This is a genomic window from Halomonas sp. B23F22_10, assembly GCF_043496975.1.
Classification (GTDB): Bacteria; Pseudomonadota; Gammaproteobacteria; order Pseudomonadales; family Halomonadaceae; genus Halomonas; species Halomonas smyrnensis.
Genome location: NZ_JBIEKF010000001.1, coordinates 84,140 through 98,251, shown reverse-complemented (window position 1 = coordinate 98,251; position 14,112 = coordinate 84,140). Strand labels below are relative to the sequence as shown.

At 67.1% G+C, this 14,112-nt stretch carries 11 protein-coding genes; 8 read left to right on the top strand and 3 right to left on the bottom strand.

Annotated elements, in window-relative coordinates:
• Window positions 1-294: 294 nt before the first annotated feature.
• The 7 genes from ACGTNF_RS00405 to ACGTNF_RS00375 all read left to right on the top strand — a co-directional run bounded on the left by ACGTNF_RS00405 (window position 295) and on the right by ACGTNF_RS00375 (window position 8,969).
• Window positions 295-1,599, top strand: coding sequence for an L-fuconate dehydratase (locus tag ACGTNF_RS00405; RefSeq protein WP_394599904.1), 1,305 nt, complete (start codon window positions 295-297; stop codon window positions 1,597-1,599).
• A gap of 198 nt (window positions 1,600-1,797) precedes the next feature.
• A complete protein-coding gene (locus tag ACGTNF_RS00400; protein ID WP_394599903.1) occupies window positions 1,798-2,850 on the top strand; it encodes a TRAP transporter substrate-binding protein in 1,053 nt (350 codons plus the stop codon).
• Between the two features lie 75 nt (window positions 2,851-2,925).
• Window positions 2,926-3,417: a TRAP transporter small permease gene (locus ACGTNF_RS00395; RefSeq protein ID WP_394599902.1), complete on the top strand. Its 492-nt coding sequence runs from the start codon at window positions 2,926-2,928 to the stop codon at window positions 3,415-3,417.
• Window positions 3,414-4,670, top strand: coding sequence for a TRAP transporter large permease (locus ACGTNF_RS00390; protein WP_394599901.1), 1,257 nt, complete (start codon window positions 3,414-3,416; stop codon window positions 4,668-4,670). Before ACGTNF_RS00395 ends, ACGTNF_RS00390 begins: the two co-directional genes overlap by 4 nt.
• A 34-nt stretch (window positions 4,671-4,704) precedes the next feature.
• The gene (locus ACGTNF_RS00385; protein ID WP_394599900.1) at window positions 4,705-6,162 is read left to right on the top strand and encodes an FAD-binding oxidoreductase; all 1,458 of its coding nucleotides are present in this window, start codon (window positions 4,705-4,707) and stop codon (window positions 6,160-6,162) included.
• A gap of 2 nt (window positions 6,163-6,164) precedes the next feature.
• Window positions 6,165-7,337, top strand: coding sequence for a fumarylacetoacetate hydrolase family protein (locus ACGTNF_RS00380; protein WP_394599899.1), 1,173 nt, complete (start codon window positions 6,165-6,167; stop codon window positions 7,335-7,337).
• A gap of 54 nt (window positions 7,338-7,391) precedes the next feature.
• Window positions 7,392-8,969, top strand: coding sequence for an aldehyde dehydrogenase (NADP(+)) (locus ACGTNF_RS00375; protein WP_394599897.1), 1,578 nt, complete (start codon window positions 7,392-7,394; stop codon window positions 8,967-8,969).
• A gap of 117 nt (window positions 8,970-9,086) precedes the next feature.
• Here ACGTNF_RS00375 and ACGTNF_RS00370 read toward each other — a convergent pair whose 3' ends face one another.
• From ACGTNF_RS00370 to ACGTNF_RS00360, 3 genes are all read right to left on the bottom strand, one after another.
• A complete protein-coding gene (locus ACGTNF_RS00370) occupies window positions 9,087-10,076 on the bottom strand; it encodes a Gfo/Idh/MocA family protein (protein ID WP_394599896.1) in 990 nt (329 codons plus the stop codon).
• A gap of 133 nt (window positions 10,077-10,209) precedes the next feature.
• Window positions 10,210-11,214, bottom strand: coding sequence for a DMT family transporter (locus tag ACGTNF_RS00365; protein WP_394599895.1), 1,005 nt, complete (start codon window positions 11,212-11,214; stop codon window positions 10,210-10,212).
• A gap of 151 nt (window positions 11,215-11,365) precedes the next feature.
• A complete protein-coding gene (locus ACGTNF_RS00360; protein WP_394599894.1) occupies window positions 11,366-13,081 on the bottom strand; it encodes a DEAD/DEAH box helicase in 1,716 nt (571 codons plus the stop codon).
• Between the two features lie 556 nt (window positions 13,082-13,637).
• Between ACGTNF_RS00360 and ACGTNF_RS00355 the strand changes: the two genes are divergently transcribed.
• On the top strand, window positions 13,638-14,087 hold the full coding sequence (locus tag ACGTNF_RS00355) for a YaiI/YqxD family protein (RefSeq protein ID WP_394599893.1): 450 nt from the start codon (window positions 13,638-13,640) through the stop codon (window positions 14,085-14,087).
• Window positions 14,088-14,112: the final 25 nt, after the last annotated feature.

Here is a 14,112-nt window from a genome sequence, read left to right as displayed (position 1 = left end):
AAAAGCGATTGTTGGAATCTTGTATCGCTTATCCTTCCACATAATGACCATTGCGCACAATATCCAAAAACAGCGTGTCGCTCCCTTCCTGTCTTGCTTCAGCGAGCTCTTGGCATCGGCCCTGCAAGCGCCCCGCGGGACAACCCGGCACCGACGGCGACATCGATGAACCGATAACCAGAACAAATCAATAGAACTTATTTTTGATTGGATAGGAATCGAAAGATCGACATACGCTGCCAGGACGCTTGACCCGGCCTCGTTCGGGAGAACGACCTCACAGGAGCAGTAAAGATGACCACCATTACCCACCTCGAAGTGCGCGATACCCGCTTCCCGACCTCACGCGATCTGGACGGCTCGGATGCCATGAATGCGGCGCCGGACTACTCGGCCACCTACGTGATTCTGTCGACAGATGCCGGCGACGGGCACGAAGGCCACGGCCTGACTTTCACCATCGGTCGTGGCAACGAGGTGTGCGTCGCCGCCGTGAATTCCCTGGCCTCACGTATCGTGGGTCGCGAACTGGAAACGATAACCGCCGACATGGGCCGCTTCTGGCGCGACCTGACCAGCGGAGACAGTCAGCTGCGCTGGCTGGGGCCAGAGAAAGGCGTTATCCACCTTGCCTGTGCCGCCATCGTCAACGCCGTATGGGATCTGTGGGCGAAACGCGAGGGCAAGCCCATCTGGAAGCTGCTGGCCGACATGTCCCCCGAGGAGCTGGTGCGCTGCCTGGACTTCCGATTCGTCAGCGATGCCCTGACACCCGGTGAGGCGCTGGCGATCCTCAAGCGCAACGAGGCCGGCAAGGCCAAGCGTGAGGCGCACATGCGGGAGGTCGGCTACCCGGGTTACACCACCTCGGCCGGCTGGCTCGGGTATTCCGAGGACAAGATGCGTCACTTGGCCCGCGAGGCGCTGGCAGAGGGCTGGGAGCATTTCAAGCAGAAGGTCGGCGGCGACCTGACCGAGGACCGGCGGCGCGCCCAGATCCTGCGCGAGGAAATCGGCTGGCAGCGCACCCTGATGATGGATGCCAACCAGATGTGGGATGTCGACGAGTCTATCGCCAACATGCGCAGCCTGGCCGAGTACGCGCCGCTATGGATCGAGGAACCGACCAGCCCGGACGACATCCTCGGCCATGCCGAGATCCGCGCCCGCCTGGCCCCGTCTATCGGCGTCGCCACCGGCGAGCACTGCCACAACCGGGTGATGTTCAAGCAGCTACTCCAGGCCGAGGCGATCGATTTCTGCCAGCTCGACGCGGCACGCCTGGGTGGCCTCAATGAGGTCATCGTGGTGCTGCTGCTCGCCGCCAAGTACGACGTGCCGGTCTGTCCGCACGGCGGCGGCGTCGGGCTGTGCGAATACACCCAGCACATCTCCCTGTTCGACTACATCGCCGTGTCCGGTTCGCTGGAGGGTCGCCTCCTCGAGTACGTGGACCATCTGCACGAGCACTTCCTCGACCCGGTGCGCATTGAGAAGGGCCGCTATCGGGTGCCCGAGGCCCCCGGCTACAGCATCACCATGCATGCCGAGTCGCTGGCGCGCTTCCATTTCCCCGACGGGGAAGCCTGGCAGCAATGATCCGACCTTCGCCGCCGGCCACAGCACTTCGACCAATGGCCAAGTCCCATGGAGCGACCTTTCATGTAGGTTGAACATATAAAACCTTTTGATGAACATATCGAGAATAATGTGTTCATGCCCGGCCGATACGCAGCGCACCGCGGTCGGCCGACTCACCGCGTGTTGCAGACACGCCAGCCACACCAAGGAGCCAGCATGACAACAACCACAATGACGCGTGTAACCTCTCTGATCGGTGCCACACTGCTGGGTTTGACCGCCCTGCAGGCCAGCGCCGCACCCGACATGCCGCCGATCCCCGCCGTCCAAGGCGACGTTGTCCAGGCTGATGGCGAGTTCAAGATCAAGTTCAGTATCGGCACCACCCAGTCCGGTGCCCAGTACCGCGGCCTGGAGTACTTCGAAAAGATCGTCGAGCAGCGCAGCGAGGGCAACATCCAGGTCGAACTGTTCCACAGCGCCCAGCTCGGCGATGACCTCCAGGCCGTCAGCAATCTCCAGTCCGGCACACTCGAGATGACCGCGCCCTCCACCTCGCCCCTGGTGGGGATGTTTCCGGAATTTGCCGTCTTTGATCTGCCGTTCCTGTTCCCCACTCCAGAAGTGGCCGATACGGTCCTCGACGGTGAGATCGGACAGCAGATGCTGGATGACGCTTCCCGTCAGGGACTCGTTGCCATCGGCTGGGCCGAGAACGGCTATCGTCAGCTGACCAACAGCGCCACGCCGGTGTCGTCCCCCGACGACCTCGACGGCCTGAAGATTCGCACCATGCAGAACGATATCCACCTCGATATCTGGCGCACGCTTGGCGCCAACCCGACCCCCATGTCCTTCGCCGAGCTATTCACAGCGCTGGAACAGGGCGTGGTGGATGGTCAGGAGAATCCCTGGATCACCATCGAGGCCTCGAAGTTCAATGAGGTGCAGGACTACGCCAGCGAGACTAACCATGTCTACACCCCCTTCATCACCCTGGTGTCCGAACGCTTCTGGAACCGCCTCCCCGCGGATTACCAGCAGTTGGTGCGCGACGCTGCCCAGCAGATGGGTGACTACGAGCGTGAAGTCAGTCGTACCCTGAACGATCAGATCAAGCAGCAACTGCAGGAGTCCGGGATGCAAATCACCGAACTGACTCCGGAGCAAGTCCAGGTGTTCCAGGAGCAGCTGGCCCCGGTCTATGACGAGTGGCGCGACGAGATCGGCGGTGAGCTGATCGACGCGATTCGTGAGGCCTCACAGTAAACGCGGAGATGCCGTCGCGGGACGGTCGGCGCCGTCCCGCCTGCCCCTCTAACGCGCCAGACACGAGAGTCCGCCATGAACGCTAGCTCAACCTCCCCTCTTTCCTTAGTGCTTGGGCTGCTCAAGCGCAGCCTCGAGATCGCCGTTGGCCTGCTGGTACTCGGGGTCGTCTTCTGTGTGGTATCTAACGTCTTCGGCCGTTTTGTACTCAACTACTCCTTCGTGTGGGCCGAAGAACTGTCGCGAGTGCTGTTCATCTGGCTGGTGCTGCTCGGCGCGGGACTAGGCAGCCTGAACAACGAGCATGTCTCGGTCACCTTCTTCAAGAACATGGCGCCGCCGAAGATCCGTCGAGGCTTCGGCATCCTCTCGGCACTGGTCATCTATGTCGTGTGCGCCTGCATCCTCCTCGGCTTCCAGCAGTTGATATCCGGCTACATCAGCACGACTCCACTGCTGAAGATCCCCAAGACCCTGCTCTACAGCGCCATGCCCGTCATGGCGGCGCTGACGCTGATCGCCAATACGATCTTCCTCTTTCAGCTGCTCAAGCGGAGCCCGACATGATTCTCTGGAGCCTGCTGCTAGGCCTGATGCTGTGCATCGTGATCGGCATGCCGATCTCCTTCGGCCTCGCTGCTATCAGTCTGTTCATCTTCGTTTCCGCCGACTACTCGCTGAGCCCCATCGTGTCGGAGGCGGTCAACGGTCTCGATTCCTTCCCGCTGCTGGCGATCCCCTTGTTTATCCTGGTCGGCGAGGTGATGAGTGAAGGCGGTATCGCCAAGCGCCTGGTGCGCCTGGCCAGCGCCATGGTCGGCTTCATTGCCGGGGGACTCGGTCAAGTAGCGGTGCTGACCTCGATGTTCTTCGGTGGTATCAGCGGCTCGGCCGTCGCCGATGCCTCGGCCGTCGGCAGCATGATGATCGATCCCATGAAGCGGCATGGCTACTCGGCCCCGATGGCCACTGCCATCATCGTCGCCGCCTCGGTGGTAGGTATCATCATTCCCCCATCGATTCCCATGATTCTGTTTGGGGTTGTCACCGGCACCTCGATCTCGGCACTGTTCCTGGCCGGCATCATTCCGGGGATACTGATCACCTTGGGGCTTGCCGTCACTACCTACCTCCAGTCGAAAAAGACCGGCAAGGCCCAGCCTTTCGATGCCGGCGAACTCTTCGCCGCATTGAAGAGCGCCTTCCTCGCCCTGCTGCTGCCCGTGATCATCGTGGGGGGCATCCTGAGCGGTGTCTTCACGCCCACCGAGAGCGCCGCCATCGCGCTGCTCTATGCACTGTTGGTGTCGATGTTCGTCTACCGCAGTCTGCCGCTGAAGCGTTTCTTCCAGCTGTGTATCGCTACCGGCAAGCTCACCGGGGTCGTCATGCTGCTGTTGGCCTTCGCCAATGTGCTGGCCTGGCTGCTGACCGCCAACATGATTCCCCAGCAGTTGGTCGCCAGCCTGTCGGCGCTGTCGGATAACATGTTCGTGATTCTCGGCATACTGAGCCTCTTCCTGCTGATCGTCGGCTTCTTCATGGACCTGACGCCCGCCATGGTCATCCTCGCCCCGTTGATGACGCCAATAGTCGTCAAGCTCGGCATCGATCCGGTCTATTTCGGCGTGCTGATGTCGTTCATCCTCGGCATCGGCTTGGTCACGCCTCCGGTAGGTACCGTGCTCTACGTCGGTTGCGGCGTCGGCAAGGTCAGCATGGAGCATCTGGTCAAGAGCCTGCTGCCCTTCTATTGCACGCTGCTCATCCTGCTCGCCCTGTTCCTGATCTTTCCCGGGTTAGTTCTATGGTTCCGCTAATCGTCGCCCCCGGCCCTAGGAAGAGGAGGTCGTCATGAACATCAGCCCGTCGGAAGCCATCGACGCCCTGAACGCGCTACTCGGTGAGGGCGGCGTCGTGGCGCCGTCGCAGGACCTGTCGCGCTATGCGGTGGACTGGGCGGGCGACCGGCACGGCCTGCCCCTGGCCGTGGCGCGCCCGCGGACCACCGAGGAAGTGGCCGATGTCGTCGACTTCTGCCACCGCCATCGGGTGCCGATGGTCGCTCAAGGCGGTCATACCGGCCTGGTCGGTGGCGCCCTGCCCGATGCCGAGCGACCGGAGCTGGTGATCAGCCTGGAGCGCCTCAACCGGGTCCGCGAGATCGACCCCCTCAACTTCACCCTGAGCGTGGACAGCGGCTGCGTGCTGCAGACGGTCAAGGACGTGGCCGCGGAACACGACTGCGACTTCCCTCTGAGTCTCGGCGCCCAGGGCAGCTGTCAGATTGGCGGCAACGTGGCCACCAACGCCGGCGGGCTCAACGTGCTGCGCTACGGCATGATGCGCCAGCTGGTGCTGGGGCTGGAGGTGGTCTTGCCCGACGGGCGTGTCTGGCACGGCATGCATGCGCTGCACAAGGACAACCGTGGCTACGATCTCAAGCAGCTGTTCATCGGAGCCGAAGGCACGCTGGGCATCGTCACCGGGGTGATGCTCAAGCTGTTTCCCCGGCCTCAGGACACGCGCACCGCGCTGGTCGCGGTGCCGGACGTATCCGCCGCGCTGGGGCTCTACGCTCAGGCACGACGCAGCTGCTGCGACCTCCTCAGCGCCTTCGAGCTGATCCCGCGCGCCTGCCTGGAACTCGCCTTCGAGGCCGCACCCGACCTGCCCGACCCGCTGGAGACGCCGTCGCCGTTCTACGTGCTGCTGGAGATCACCGCCAGCGGCCCGGTCGACCTCGACGCCATGATCGAACACCTCTTCGATAGCGGCATGCAGGCCGGGCAGGTGCTCGACGGTGTTCTGGCCGGCAGCGACGCCCAGGCCGCTCGCCTATGGCGGATTCGAGAGGCCATGGTCGAGGGCCAGCAGCGCCATGGCGAGCACCTGCGCACCGACATCGCGCTACCGATCTCCACGCTCGGCGACTTCTATGATGACGCCAGCCGAGCCATGGCCACGCACTCGCCGCAAACCACGGTCATCGCCTACGGGCACCTCGGCGACGGCAACCTCCACTTCAACCTGCTCCCGCCGGCGGGGCTGGATCTCGCCGCCAAGCGAGCCCTGCTCCATGCCCTCGAGACGGAACTGTTCGCCATCGTCGAGCGCTACCGGGGCAGCATCAGCGCCGAACACGGCATCGGGCGTACCAAGCAGGCCGCTTTCCTCGATGGCCTCAGCGAGCTGGAACGCGAGCTGATCGGCGATCTCAAGCAACTCTTCGATCCCGACGACCTGATGGCCGCCGGGCGAATTCTGCCACGCGTGGCACGCCCCGCCACGTCTCCTCAGCCACAGGAATGATCATGCATCACGTCGATCCCCAGCAGTGTCTTCCCCACGATCTCGACCGGGCCATGCTGATCGGCCGGGTCTGGCGCGAGTCGCCTAGCCCCGGCCCTGCCATCGTGGTCGTCCGCGATGGCGAGGTGCTGGACGTCTCCTCGCAGATCGCGACCATCGCCGATCTGCTCGACCTGGCAGACCCTGCCGCCTTCGTCCGCGATGTCGAGGGCGAATCGCTGGGGCGGGTCGAATCCCTGCTCGAGTCCTCGCTGAACGAATCGAACGATGCCCCCCGCCTGCTCGCGCCCTGCGACCTGCAGGCCGTCAAGGCCTGTGGCGTGACCTTCGCCGTGAGCCTGCTCGAGCGCGTGATCGAAGAGCAGGCCGCTGGCGACCCGCACCGAGCCGGCGAGCTGCGCCGCGAGATCCAGTCCCTGATCGGCGGCGACCTGTCACGGATCCGGCCGGGCTCTCCCGAGGCCCTGGCCCTCAAGGCCGATCTCCAGGCCCGCGGTGCCTGGTCGCAATACATGGAAGTCGGCATCGGCGAAGACGCCGAGGTGTTCTCCAAGGCTCAGCCGCTCGCGTCGATGGGATTCGGCGAGCCCGTCGGCTTGCATCCCGCCTCGCGCTGGAATAACCCCGAGCCGGAAATCGTCCTCGCCGTCGATGCCGCTGGCACCCCGCGCGGTGCCAGCCTCGGCAATGACGTCAACCTGCGCGACATCGAGGGGCGTAGCGCCCTGCTGCTGGGCAAGGCCAAGGACAACAACGCCTCCAGCGCCATCGGCCCCTTCATTCGCTTGTTCGATGAGCACTTCACGATGGACACCGTTCGCCACGCGCAGGTCTCGCTGCGCATCGAGGGTGCCGATGATGACTTCGTGCTGGAAGACTCGAGCGACATGCGCGAGATCAGCCGCGACCCGCTGGAACTGGTGTCGCAGACCCGCGGCGCGCATCACCAGTATCCGGACGGTTTCATGCTGTTCCTCGGCACCATGTTCTCGCCGGTCCAGGACCGTGATGGCCCCGGTCAGGGTTTTACCCATCACCTGAACGATCGCGTGACCATCGCCACGCCCAGCCTCGGCGCCCTGATCAACCGCGTCGATCGCAGTGATCGCCTGCCGGCCTGGACCTTCGGCCTGCGCGCGCTGTTCGCCCATCTCTCCGCCCGTGGCCATCGCTAGGACGTTGCACGGACGGCCACTAGCAATCCTCTCACCCATGCGTCAGGAGACAACATGACCCTGGAAGGCAAGCAACTCATCGGCCAGCAGGCCGTGACCAGCGACGGCACCGCGATCCAGGCCGTCGATCCCGCCACCGGCGAGACCCTGTCCCCGGCCTATCCCGCCGGCGGCCGGGCCGAGGTGGAACAGGCCTGTGAGCTGGCCTGGGCCGCTTTTGATACCTACCGCGAGACCGGCCTCGAGGCCCGCGCCCGCTTCCTCGACACCGTGGCCGACGAGATCGAGGCCATCGGCGATGAGCTGATCACTCGCGCCATGGCCGAGTCCGGCCTGCCGCGGGCCCGCCTGGAGGGCGAGCGCGGCCGCACCTGCGGGCAGCTGCGCTTGTTCGCCAAGGTCGTCCGCGCCGGCGAGTGGCTCGACGTGCGCCTCGATCCGGCCCTGCCGGAGCGTGCGCCGATGCCGCGGGTCGACCTGCGCCAGCGCCATATCGCCCTGGGTCCGGTGGCCGTGTTCGGCGCCTCCAACTTCCCGCTGGCGTTCTCCGTGGCCGGCGGCGACACCGCCTCAAGCTTAGCCGCCGGCTGCCCGGTGGTGGTCAAGGCCCACGCCGCCCACCCCGGCACCTCCGAGCTGGTCGGCCGCGCCGTGCAGCGCGCCGTGGCCCGCTGCGAGCTGCCCGAGGGCGTGTTCTCGCTGCTCTACGGCTCCGGCCGCGAGCTCGGCCAGGCGCTGGTGCGCGACCCGCGCATCAAGGCGGTGGGCTTCACCGGCTCTCGCTCGGGTGGCACCGCGCTGATGCAGGCGGCGCAGTCGCGCCCCGAGCCGATCCCGGTCTACGCCGAGATGAGCTCGATCAACCCGGTATTTCTGCTGCCCGCCGCCCTGGAATCCCGTGGTGCAGCGCTGGGCGAAGCCTTTATCGGCTCGCTGAACATGGGCGCCGGCCAGTTCTGCACCAACCCCGGCCTGGTGATCGCCGTGAAGGGCGAGGCGCTCGAGGCCTTCGTGGCGTCCGCCGCCGAGGCGGTGAAGGGCTCCGCGGCCCAGACCATGCTGACGCCGGGCATCCATGACGCCTACGTGCAGGGCGTCGACGGCCTGGTCGCCAGCAGCAAGGCCCGCGAGGTCGCCCGCGGCGCCGCCGGCAACGGCCCCAACGCCTGCCAGACCGGGCTGTTCGTGGCCTCGGCCGAGGACTTCATGAGCGACGAGGCGCTGCAGACCGAGGTCTTCGGCGCCACCTCGCTGGTGGTCGAGTGCGCCGACCTCGACGAGGTCACGCGCGTGGCCGAGTCGCTGGAAGGCCAGCTCACCGCCACCCTGCAGATGGACGACGCCGACCTGGACGCGGCCCGCAAGCTGCTGCCGACGCTGGAGCGTCGCGCCGGCCGGGTGATGGCCAACGGCTGGCCGACCGGCGTCGAGGTGTGCCACGCCATGGTCCACGGCGGGCCCTATCCGGCCACCTCCGACGCGCGTACCACCTCGGTGGGCAGCGCGGCGATCCATCGCTTCCTGCGCCCGGTGTGCTACCAGAACCTGCCCCAGGGGCTACTGCCCGAGGCCCTGCGCGACGGCAACCCGGCCGGCGTCAGCCGCCTGGTCGACGGAAAACGCGAGGCCTGAGGCCCTGGTGGGCCGAGAAGGTCGTCACCAGAACCCCAGAGTGGAAGCGAAACGGGACGGCATGCGCCGTCCCGTTGTTTGTTCAGTGGGCTGCCGACCGATCAAGCCGAGCGGGTGTCATCGGGTGAGCGAGCCTCGGCCCTCGAACGCTTCGACGCTCTCGCGGCGACCATAGAGGAAGGCGTCCGCCACCTGGCGCAGCGGGGCGACGTCGACCTCGGAGCGACCGGCGACGGCCAGCTCGGCGAAGCGCGCGTAGAGCCCGGCGTATTCCTGGCCGACCATGGCGGTCAGCCGCGACGGCTCGTCGTTGCCGTCGCCGGTGGGCGCGTCCACCACGACCTCGTCGTCGATCAGCAGGCGATTGCCGCCGTGGGTCAGCCGCAGCTGGCCGGCGTCGGTCGCGACGCGCACCTCCCAGGTGACCTCGCCGGCCTGGCGGAAGTCGAAGTCGGCGGCGATCGGCGTCTCCTCGGCATCCATGAAGGCCAGTTCAGCGGCGATCGGCGTCTGGCAGTTGGCCGGCACCTCGAGGGTCGCCTGGCGCAGGAAGAACGGCCGCGGCAGCACCCGGGTGGCCACCGAGAGGGCATTGATGCCGGGATCGAAGACGCCCATGCCGCCGGGCTCCCACAGCCAGTCCTGGCCGGGATGCCAGACGTGCACGTCCTCCTTCCACTCGATCTCGACGCCGAGGATACGGCGCTCGGCCAGCCACTCGCGCGCCGCGGCCACGCCGCCGGCCTGCTGGGAGTGCCAGGCGGCGAACAGCGTGCCGGGGCAGCGCTCGGCCAGCTCGACCAGCGCCGCGACCTCGCTCAGCGTGGCGCCGGGCGGCTTCTCCAGCAGCACGTGCTTGCCGGCCTCCAGGGCCAGCCGCGCCTGGGCGTAGCGCAGGTGGGTCGGGGTGCAGATGGCCACGGCGTCGAGGTCGGGCTCGGCGGCGAGCATCGCCTCCAGCGACGCGTGGTGCGGCAGGCCGTCGATGCGGGCCACGGGATCGGCCCCGGCCACCAGGCGCAGGGTCGGATTGGCCTGGATGGCCGGCAGATGCTGGTCCCGGGCGATCTTGCCGAGCCCCACGAGACCGATGGAAAGCGAAGACATGGCGATTCCTGACGGATGGCTGACGAAGTGCGGACCATATCAGAGCAAATGTCACACATATAGCTAAGCGCTCGTCGCCGCACCGGCCGGCCGAGGCTCCATCGCCCTTCGAGGCTGCTGCCGACAGCCGAGCTCAGCGCGGCCCGTCGCTCCGGCGTACGCCGGGAGACCCCACCGCGGGCTCGTCGGCGGCATCGGGCCCGCCCTCGGCGGCGGCCTCCAGCACCTCCCGCGAATCCGGCGCGCCGGCGGCGGCCTTCTGCCGCTGGCGACGCAGGTCGCGCAGCGTGCTGATCAGCATCGCGGCCACGATCAGACCGCCACCGATGAAGGCGGCCACGGTCGGCACCTCGCCGACCCAGAGCCACACCAGCAGGGTGCCGACCAGGGTCTCGAGCAGCATCACCAGGCTGACCTCGGCGCCCGGCAGGTAGCGCGGCCCGGTCTGGATGCCGAAGTAGGCGACCGTCAGCAGCGCGCCCATCGCCAGCAGGTATTGCATGTCCGCCGCCGACGGCAGCTGCACGCCGCCCAGCAGCGCGCCGGGCACCAGCATGGCCAGGCAGCCCAGCGGCAGGATCACGGTGGTGTCGACGCCGCGCCGGGACTGGCTCTTCTGGGCGCTGGCCACGGTGGTGTTGATGGCGATACACAACGGCACTCCCAAGGCCACCACGAGCCCCAGGGGGTTGCCGCTGCCGATCTCGCCGCTGGCCATCAGGCAGGCCCCGGCCACGCAGACCACGATCACCACCCAGGTCTGCCGGCGCAGCCGCTCGCCGAAGACCCACCAGCCGATCAGCGCGGCGACCAGCGGCGCCAGGTTCATCATCACCAGCACGTTGCCGGCGGCGGTCAGTCGGACGCCGATGACGAAGGCCCAGGCGCTGCCGGCGAAGGCCAGCGGGCACCACCAGGCCGCGGGGCCGCAGGCCTTCACCGCCGCCGGCAGTTCACGCCCGTAGCGCCACAAGGCCACGCCCAGCAGGGCGACGCCGAGCAACAGGCCGCGCCAGAACATGAAGGTGGCCACGTCCACCGTGGTGGCCTTGACCATCAGCGCATCCGGCGACAGGAACAGTACGCCTGTCATGGTGATCAGATAGCCCCGCAGGCGAAACGGCAAACGTGACCACATCGTCGCTCTCCCCTCGACATGCATGCCGGCCATACGGGCCGGTAGTGATAAACGACGAGCAGGCCGGGGTTTCCCCCGACCTGCTCGGTCATGGCGTCGCGGGAGGCGCCCGCTCCGGTCAGGAGCGGCGCCTCACGCTAGCGAGATCGCCTCAGGCGCGTTCGCGACGCGGCACCGGACCGTCATCGTCGCGGCGGCGGCGAGGCGCACGCTCGGCGGGAGCGCGGTCTTCGCTGATCTCCAGCGGACGACCCGCGACCCGAGCGCGCCCCATCTTGTCGAGGATGCTCGACGGCAGGTTGTTCGGCAACTCGACGACGGAAAAGGCATTGCGGATGTCGATCCGGCCAATGCGGTTGCCCTCGATGCCGCCTTCGTTGGCCAGGGCGCCGACCAGCTGGCCGGGCTTGACGCCGTCCTTGTGACCGACGGACACGCGGTAGCGGGTCATGCCCTCGCGCGGTGCACGGTCACGGGGGCCGTTCTCGCGACGCGGCTTGCCGTCACGGCGATCGTTGCGGTCGGTGCGCTCCTTGCGCGGCGCCTGGAGACGGCCGATCGGGGCCTCGTCGGCGCGCGCCAGGGCGGAGAAGGCACAGGCCAGGTCGACCGGATCGTAGCCTTCACCGATCAGCTGCTCGATCAGCGCGCGCTGCTCCTCGGCGCCCTTGGTGATGGCGGCGACGGCGCGCTGGTGGAAGACCTGATCGCGATGGGCGCGGATGGCGGCCTCGTCGGGCAGGGCCATCTCGCTCATCTTCTGACCGGTGGCCTGCTCCAGCCAGCCGACCTTGCGGCCTTCGCGGTTGCCGGCGAAGGTGATCGCCACGCCGTTGCGACCGGCACGACCGGTACGGCCGATGCGGTGGGTGTAGGCCTCGGCGTCCTGGGGCAGGTCGTAGTTGATGACGTGGGTGATGCGCGGCACGTCGAGGCCACGGGCGGCCACGTCGGTAGCGATCAGCACGTCGATCTTGCCGCGCTTGAGGCGGGTGATGGTGCGCTCACGCAGGCTCTGGTCGAGATCGCCGGACAGGCTGGCCACGTTGACGCCACGCGCGGAGAGCTGCTCCATCAGGGTGGTGCAGGAGGCACGGGTGCGCACGAAGACGATGGCGGCATCGACCGGCTCGACCTCGAGGATGCGCGCCAGGGCTTCCTGCTTGGCACCGCCCTCGATGCGCACGCGGCGCTGCTCGATGTTCTCGCCGGTGGTGGTGCGCGACTCGATGGCCACCTTGACCGGCTCGACCAGGTAGCGGTTGACGATGCGCTCGATCTCGGCCGGCAGGGTGGCGGAGAAGAACACGCGCTGGGCGTCCTGGGGGGTGTCGGCGACCACGCGCTTGACGTCGTCGATGAAGCCCATGCGCAGCATCTCGTCGGCTTCGTCCAGCACCAGGGCGGACAGGCCGTCGAGCTTCAGGCTGCCGCGGTCCAGGTGGTCGATGATGCGGCCGGGGGTGCCGACCACGACCTGGGCGCCGCGACGCAGCGCCTGCATCTGCTCGCGATATTCCATGCCGCCGCACAGGGTGGCGACTTCCAGGCCCTTGAGGTTCTGGCCATACTTGGTGAAGGAGACGGCCACCTGCTGGGCCAGCTCGCGGGTCGGCGCCATCACCAGCACCTGGGGCGCGCGCTTGTCGAGGTCGAGGCGCGAGAGCAGCGGCAGGGCGAAGGCGGCGGTCTTGCCGGTACCGGTCTGGGCCTGGCCCAGCATGTCGCGGCCTTCCAGCAGGGCTGGAATGGTCTGTGCCTGGATCGGCGACGGAGTCTCGTAGCCGAGGGTCTCGATAGCAGAATGAACGGCAGGCAGCAGGGCCAGATCGCCGAAACTCGGCGAGGCGACGGAAGTCGAGGTCATGAATCACACCTTGGTAGGCCGGCATCGCCGGCAAGAAACATCGTGGCGCCCCTGACGCGGTCACACGGTCAGGTTCCTGCACGGGGGCAGGTCGTCGTCAACATCGGAGTCGGGGACGCCGGTCGCACCTGGCATCGGTTCGAGCCCGCCTTGGCAGGCGAACCGTCGTGGCGACCGTCTGCGCCGAATTCACCCGGGTGGCGAACTCTTGGCGGCGCTCCATCTTCACATTTCGAACGCTTTGGGCGGTTGGCCCGGCGTCTTCGCGAGCGTCGTGTTCACGCTGGGTGAAACGGCGCTGAGTATGATGGTGGGGTCAGCACATGCGAGGAGCGCGCATGCTACCATCGTCGCTTTGCTCTGGCCAATCTTTTCCGGCACGACGCCGCATCGACACGAGGGCTGATCCGGCGCCGGGTCTCCGAAGGGCGCTTTCGCCCCGTCCCCGGGCGCTGGCGACACCCTCCCTGGCGCAGGTCCCTTCTGCGAACCGCCCCCGGCGCCCCTCGCGTGGCCAGCGACGCCTTTCCTTCACTCTCTTGTTTCAGGAGCCTCCATGCCGAACCTTTGGGTCGACGCCGATGCCTGCCCGCGGATCGCCCGTGAGATCATCGTGCGCGCCGCCGAGCGCACCGCCACCCCGACCACCTTCGTCGCCAACCACCAGGTGCCGCTGCCGCCCTCGAAGTGGGTCAAGGGCCTGGCGGTCAGCCACGGCTTCGACGCCGCCGACGACGAGATCGTCGACCGCCTGACGAAGGGCGACCTGGTCATCACCTCCGACCTGCCGCTGGCCCTGGCCGCCATCGAGCGCGGCGCCGGCGTGATGACCAGCCGCGGCGAGGCGCTGAACGAGAGCAACATCCGCGCCCGGGTTCAGATGAGGGACTTCATGGAAACCTTGAGAGCCAGCGGCGAACACACCGGCGGGCCCAAGGGCTACTCGGACGTCGACCGTCGGGAATTCGCCAACGCGCTGGATCGGTGGTTGGCGAAGAACGCCTGATCGTCATGCATCTGCACGGTGCAGA

Excerpts from the sequence above, each read along its gene's own strand:
- ACGTNF_RS00405 (WP_394599904.1), top strand. The coding sequence starts at position 295 with ATGACCACCATTACCCACCTCGAAGTGCGCGATACCCGCTTCCCGACC.
- ACGTNF_RS00400 (WP_394599903.1), top strand. The coding sequence starts at position 1,798 with ATGACAACAACCACAATGACGCGTGTAACCTCTCTGATCGGTGCCACA.
- ACGTNF_RS00395 (WP_394599902.1), top strand. The coding sequence starts at position 2,926 with ATGAACGCTAGCTCAACCTCCCCTCTTTCCTTAGTGCTTGGGCTGCTC.
- ACGTNF_RS00390 (WP_394599901.1), top strand. The coding sequence starts at position 3,414 with ATGATTCTCTGGAGCCTGCTGCTAGGCCTGATGCTGTGCATCGTGATC.
- ACGTNF_RS00385 (WP_394599900.1), top strand. The coding sequence starts at position 4,705 with ATGAACATCAGCCCGTCGGAAGCCATCGACGCCCTGAACGCGCTACTC.
- ACGTNF_RS00380 (WP_394599899.1), top strand. The coding sequence starts at position 6,165 with ATGCATCACGTCGATCCCCAGCAGTGTCTTCCCCACGATCTCGACCGG.
- ACGTNF_RS00375 (WP_394599897.1), top strand. The coding sequence starts at position 7,392 with ATGACCCTGGAAGGCAAGCAACTCATCGGCCAGCAGGCCGTGACCAGC.
- ACGTNF_RS00370 (WP_394599896.1), bottom strand. The coding sequence starts at position 10,076 with ATGTCTTCGCTTTCCATCGGTCTCGTGGGGCTCGGCAAGATCGCCCGG.
- ACGTNF_RS00365 (WP_394599895.1), bottom strand. The coding sequence starts at position 11,214 with ATGTGGTCACGTTTGCCGTTTCGCCTGCGGGGCTATCTGATCACCATG.
- ACGTNF_RS00360 (WP_394599894.1), bottom strand. The coding sequence starts at position 13,081 with ATGACCTCGACTTCCGTCGCCTCGCCGAGTTTCGGCGATCTGGCCCTG.
- ACGTNF_RS00355 (WP_394599893.1), top strand. The coding sequence starts at position 13,638 with ATGCCGAACCTTTGGGTCGACGCCGATGCCTGCCCGCGGATCGCCCGT.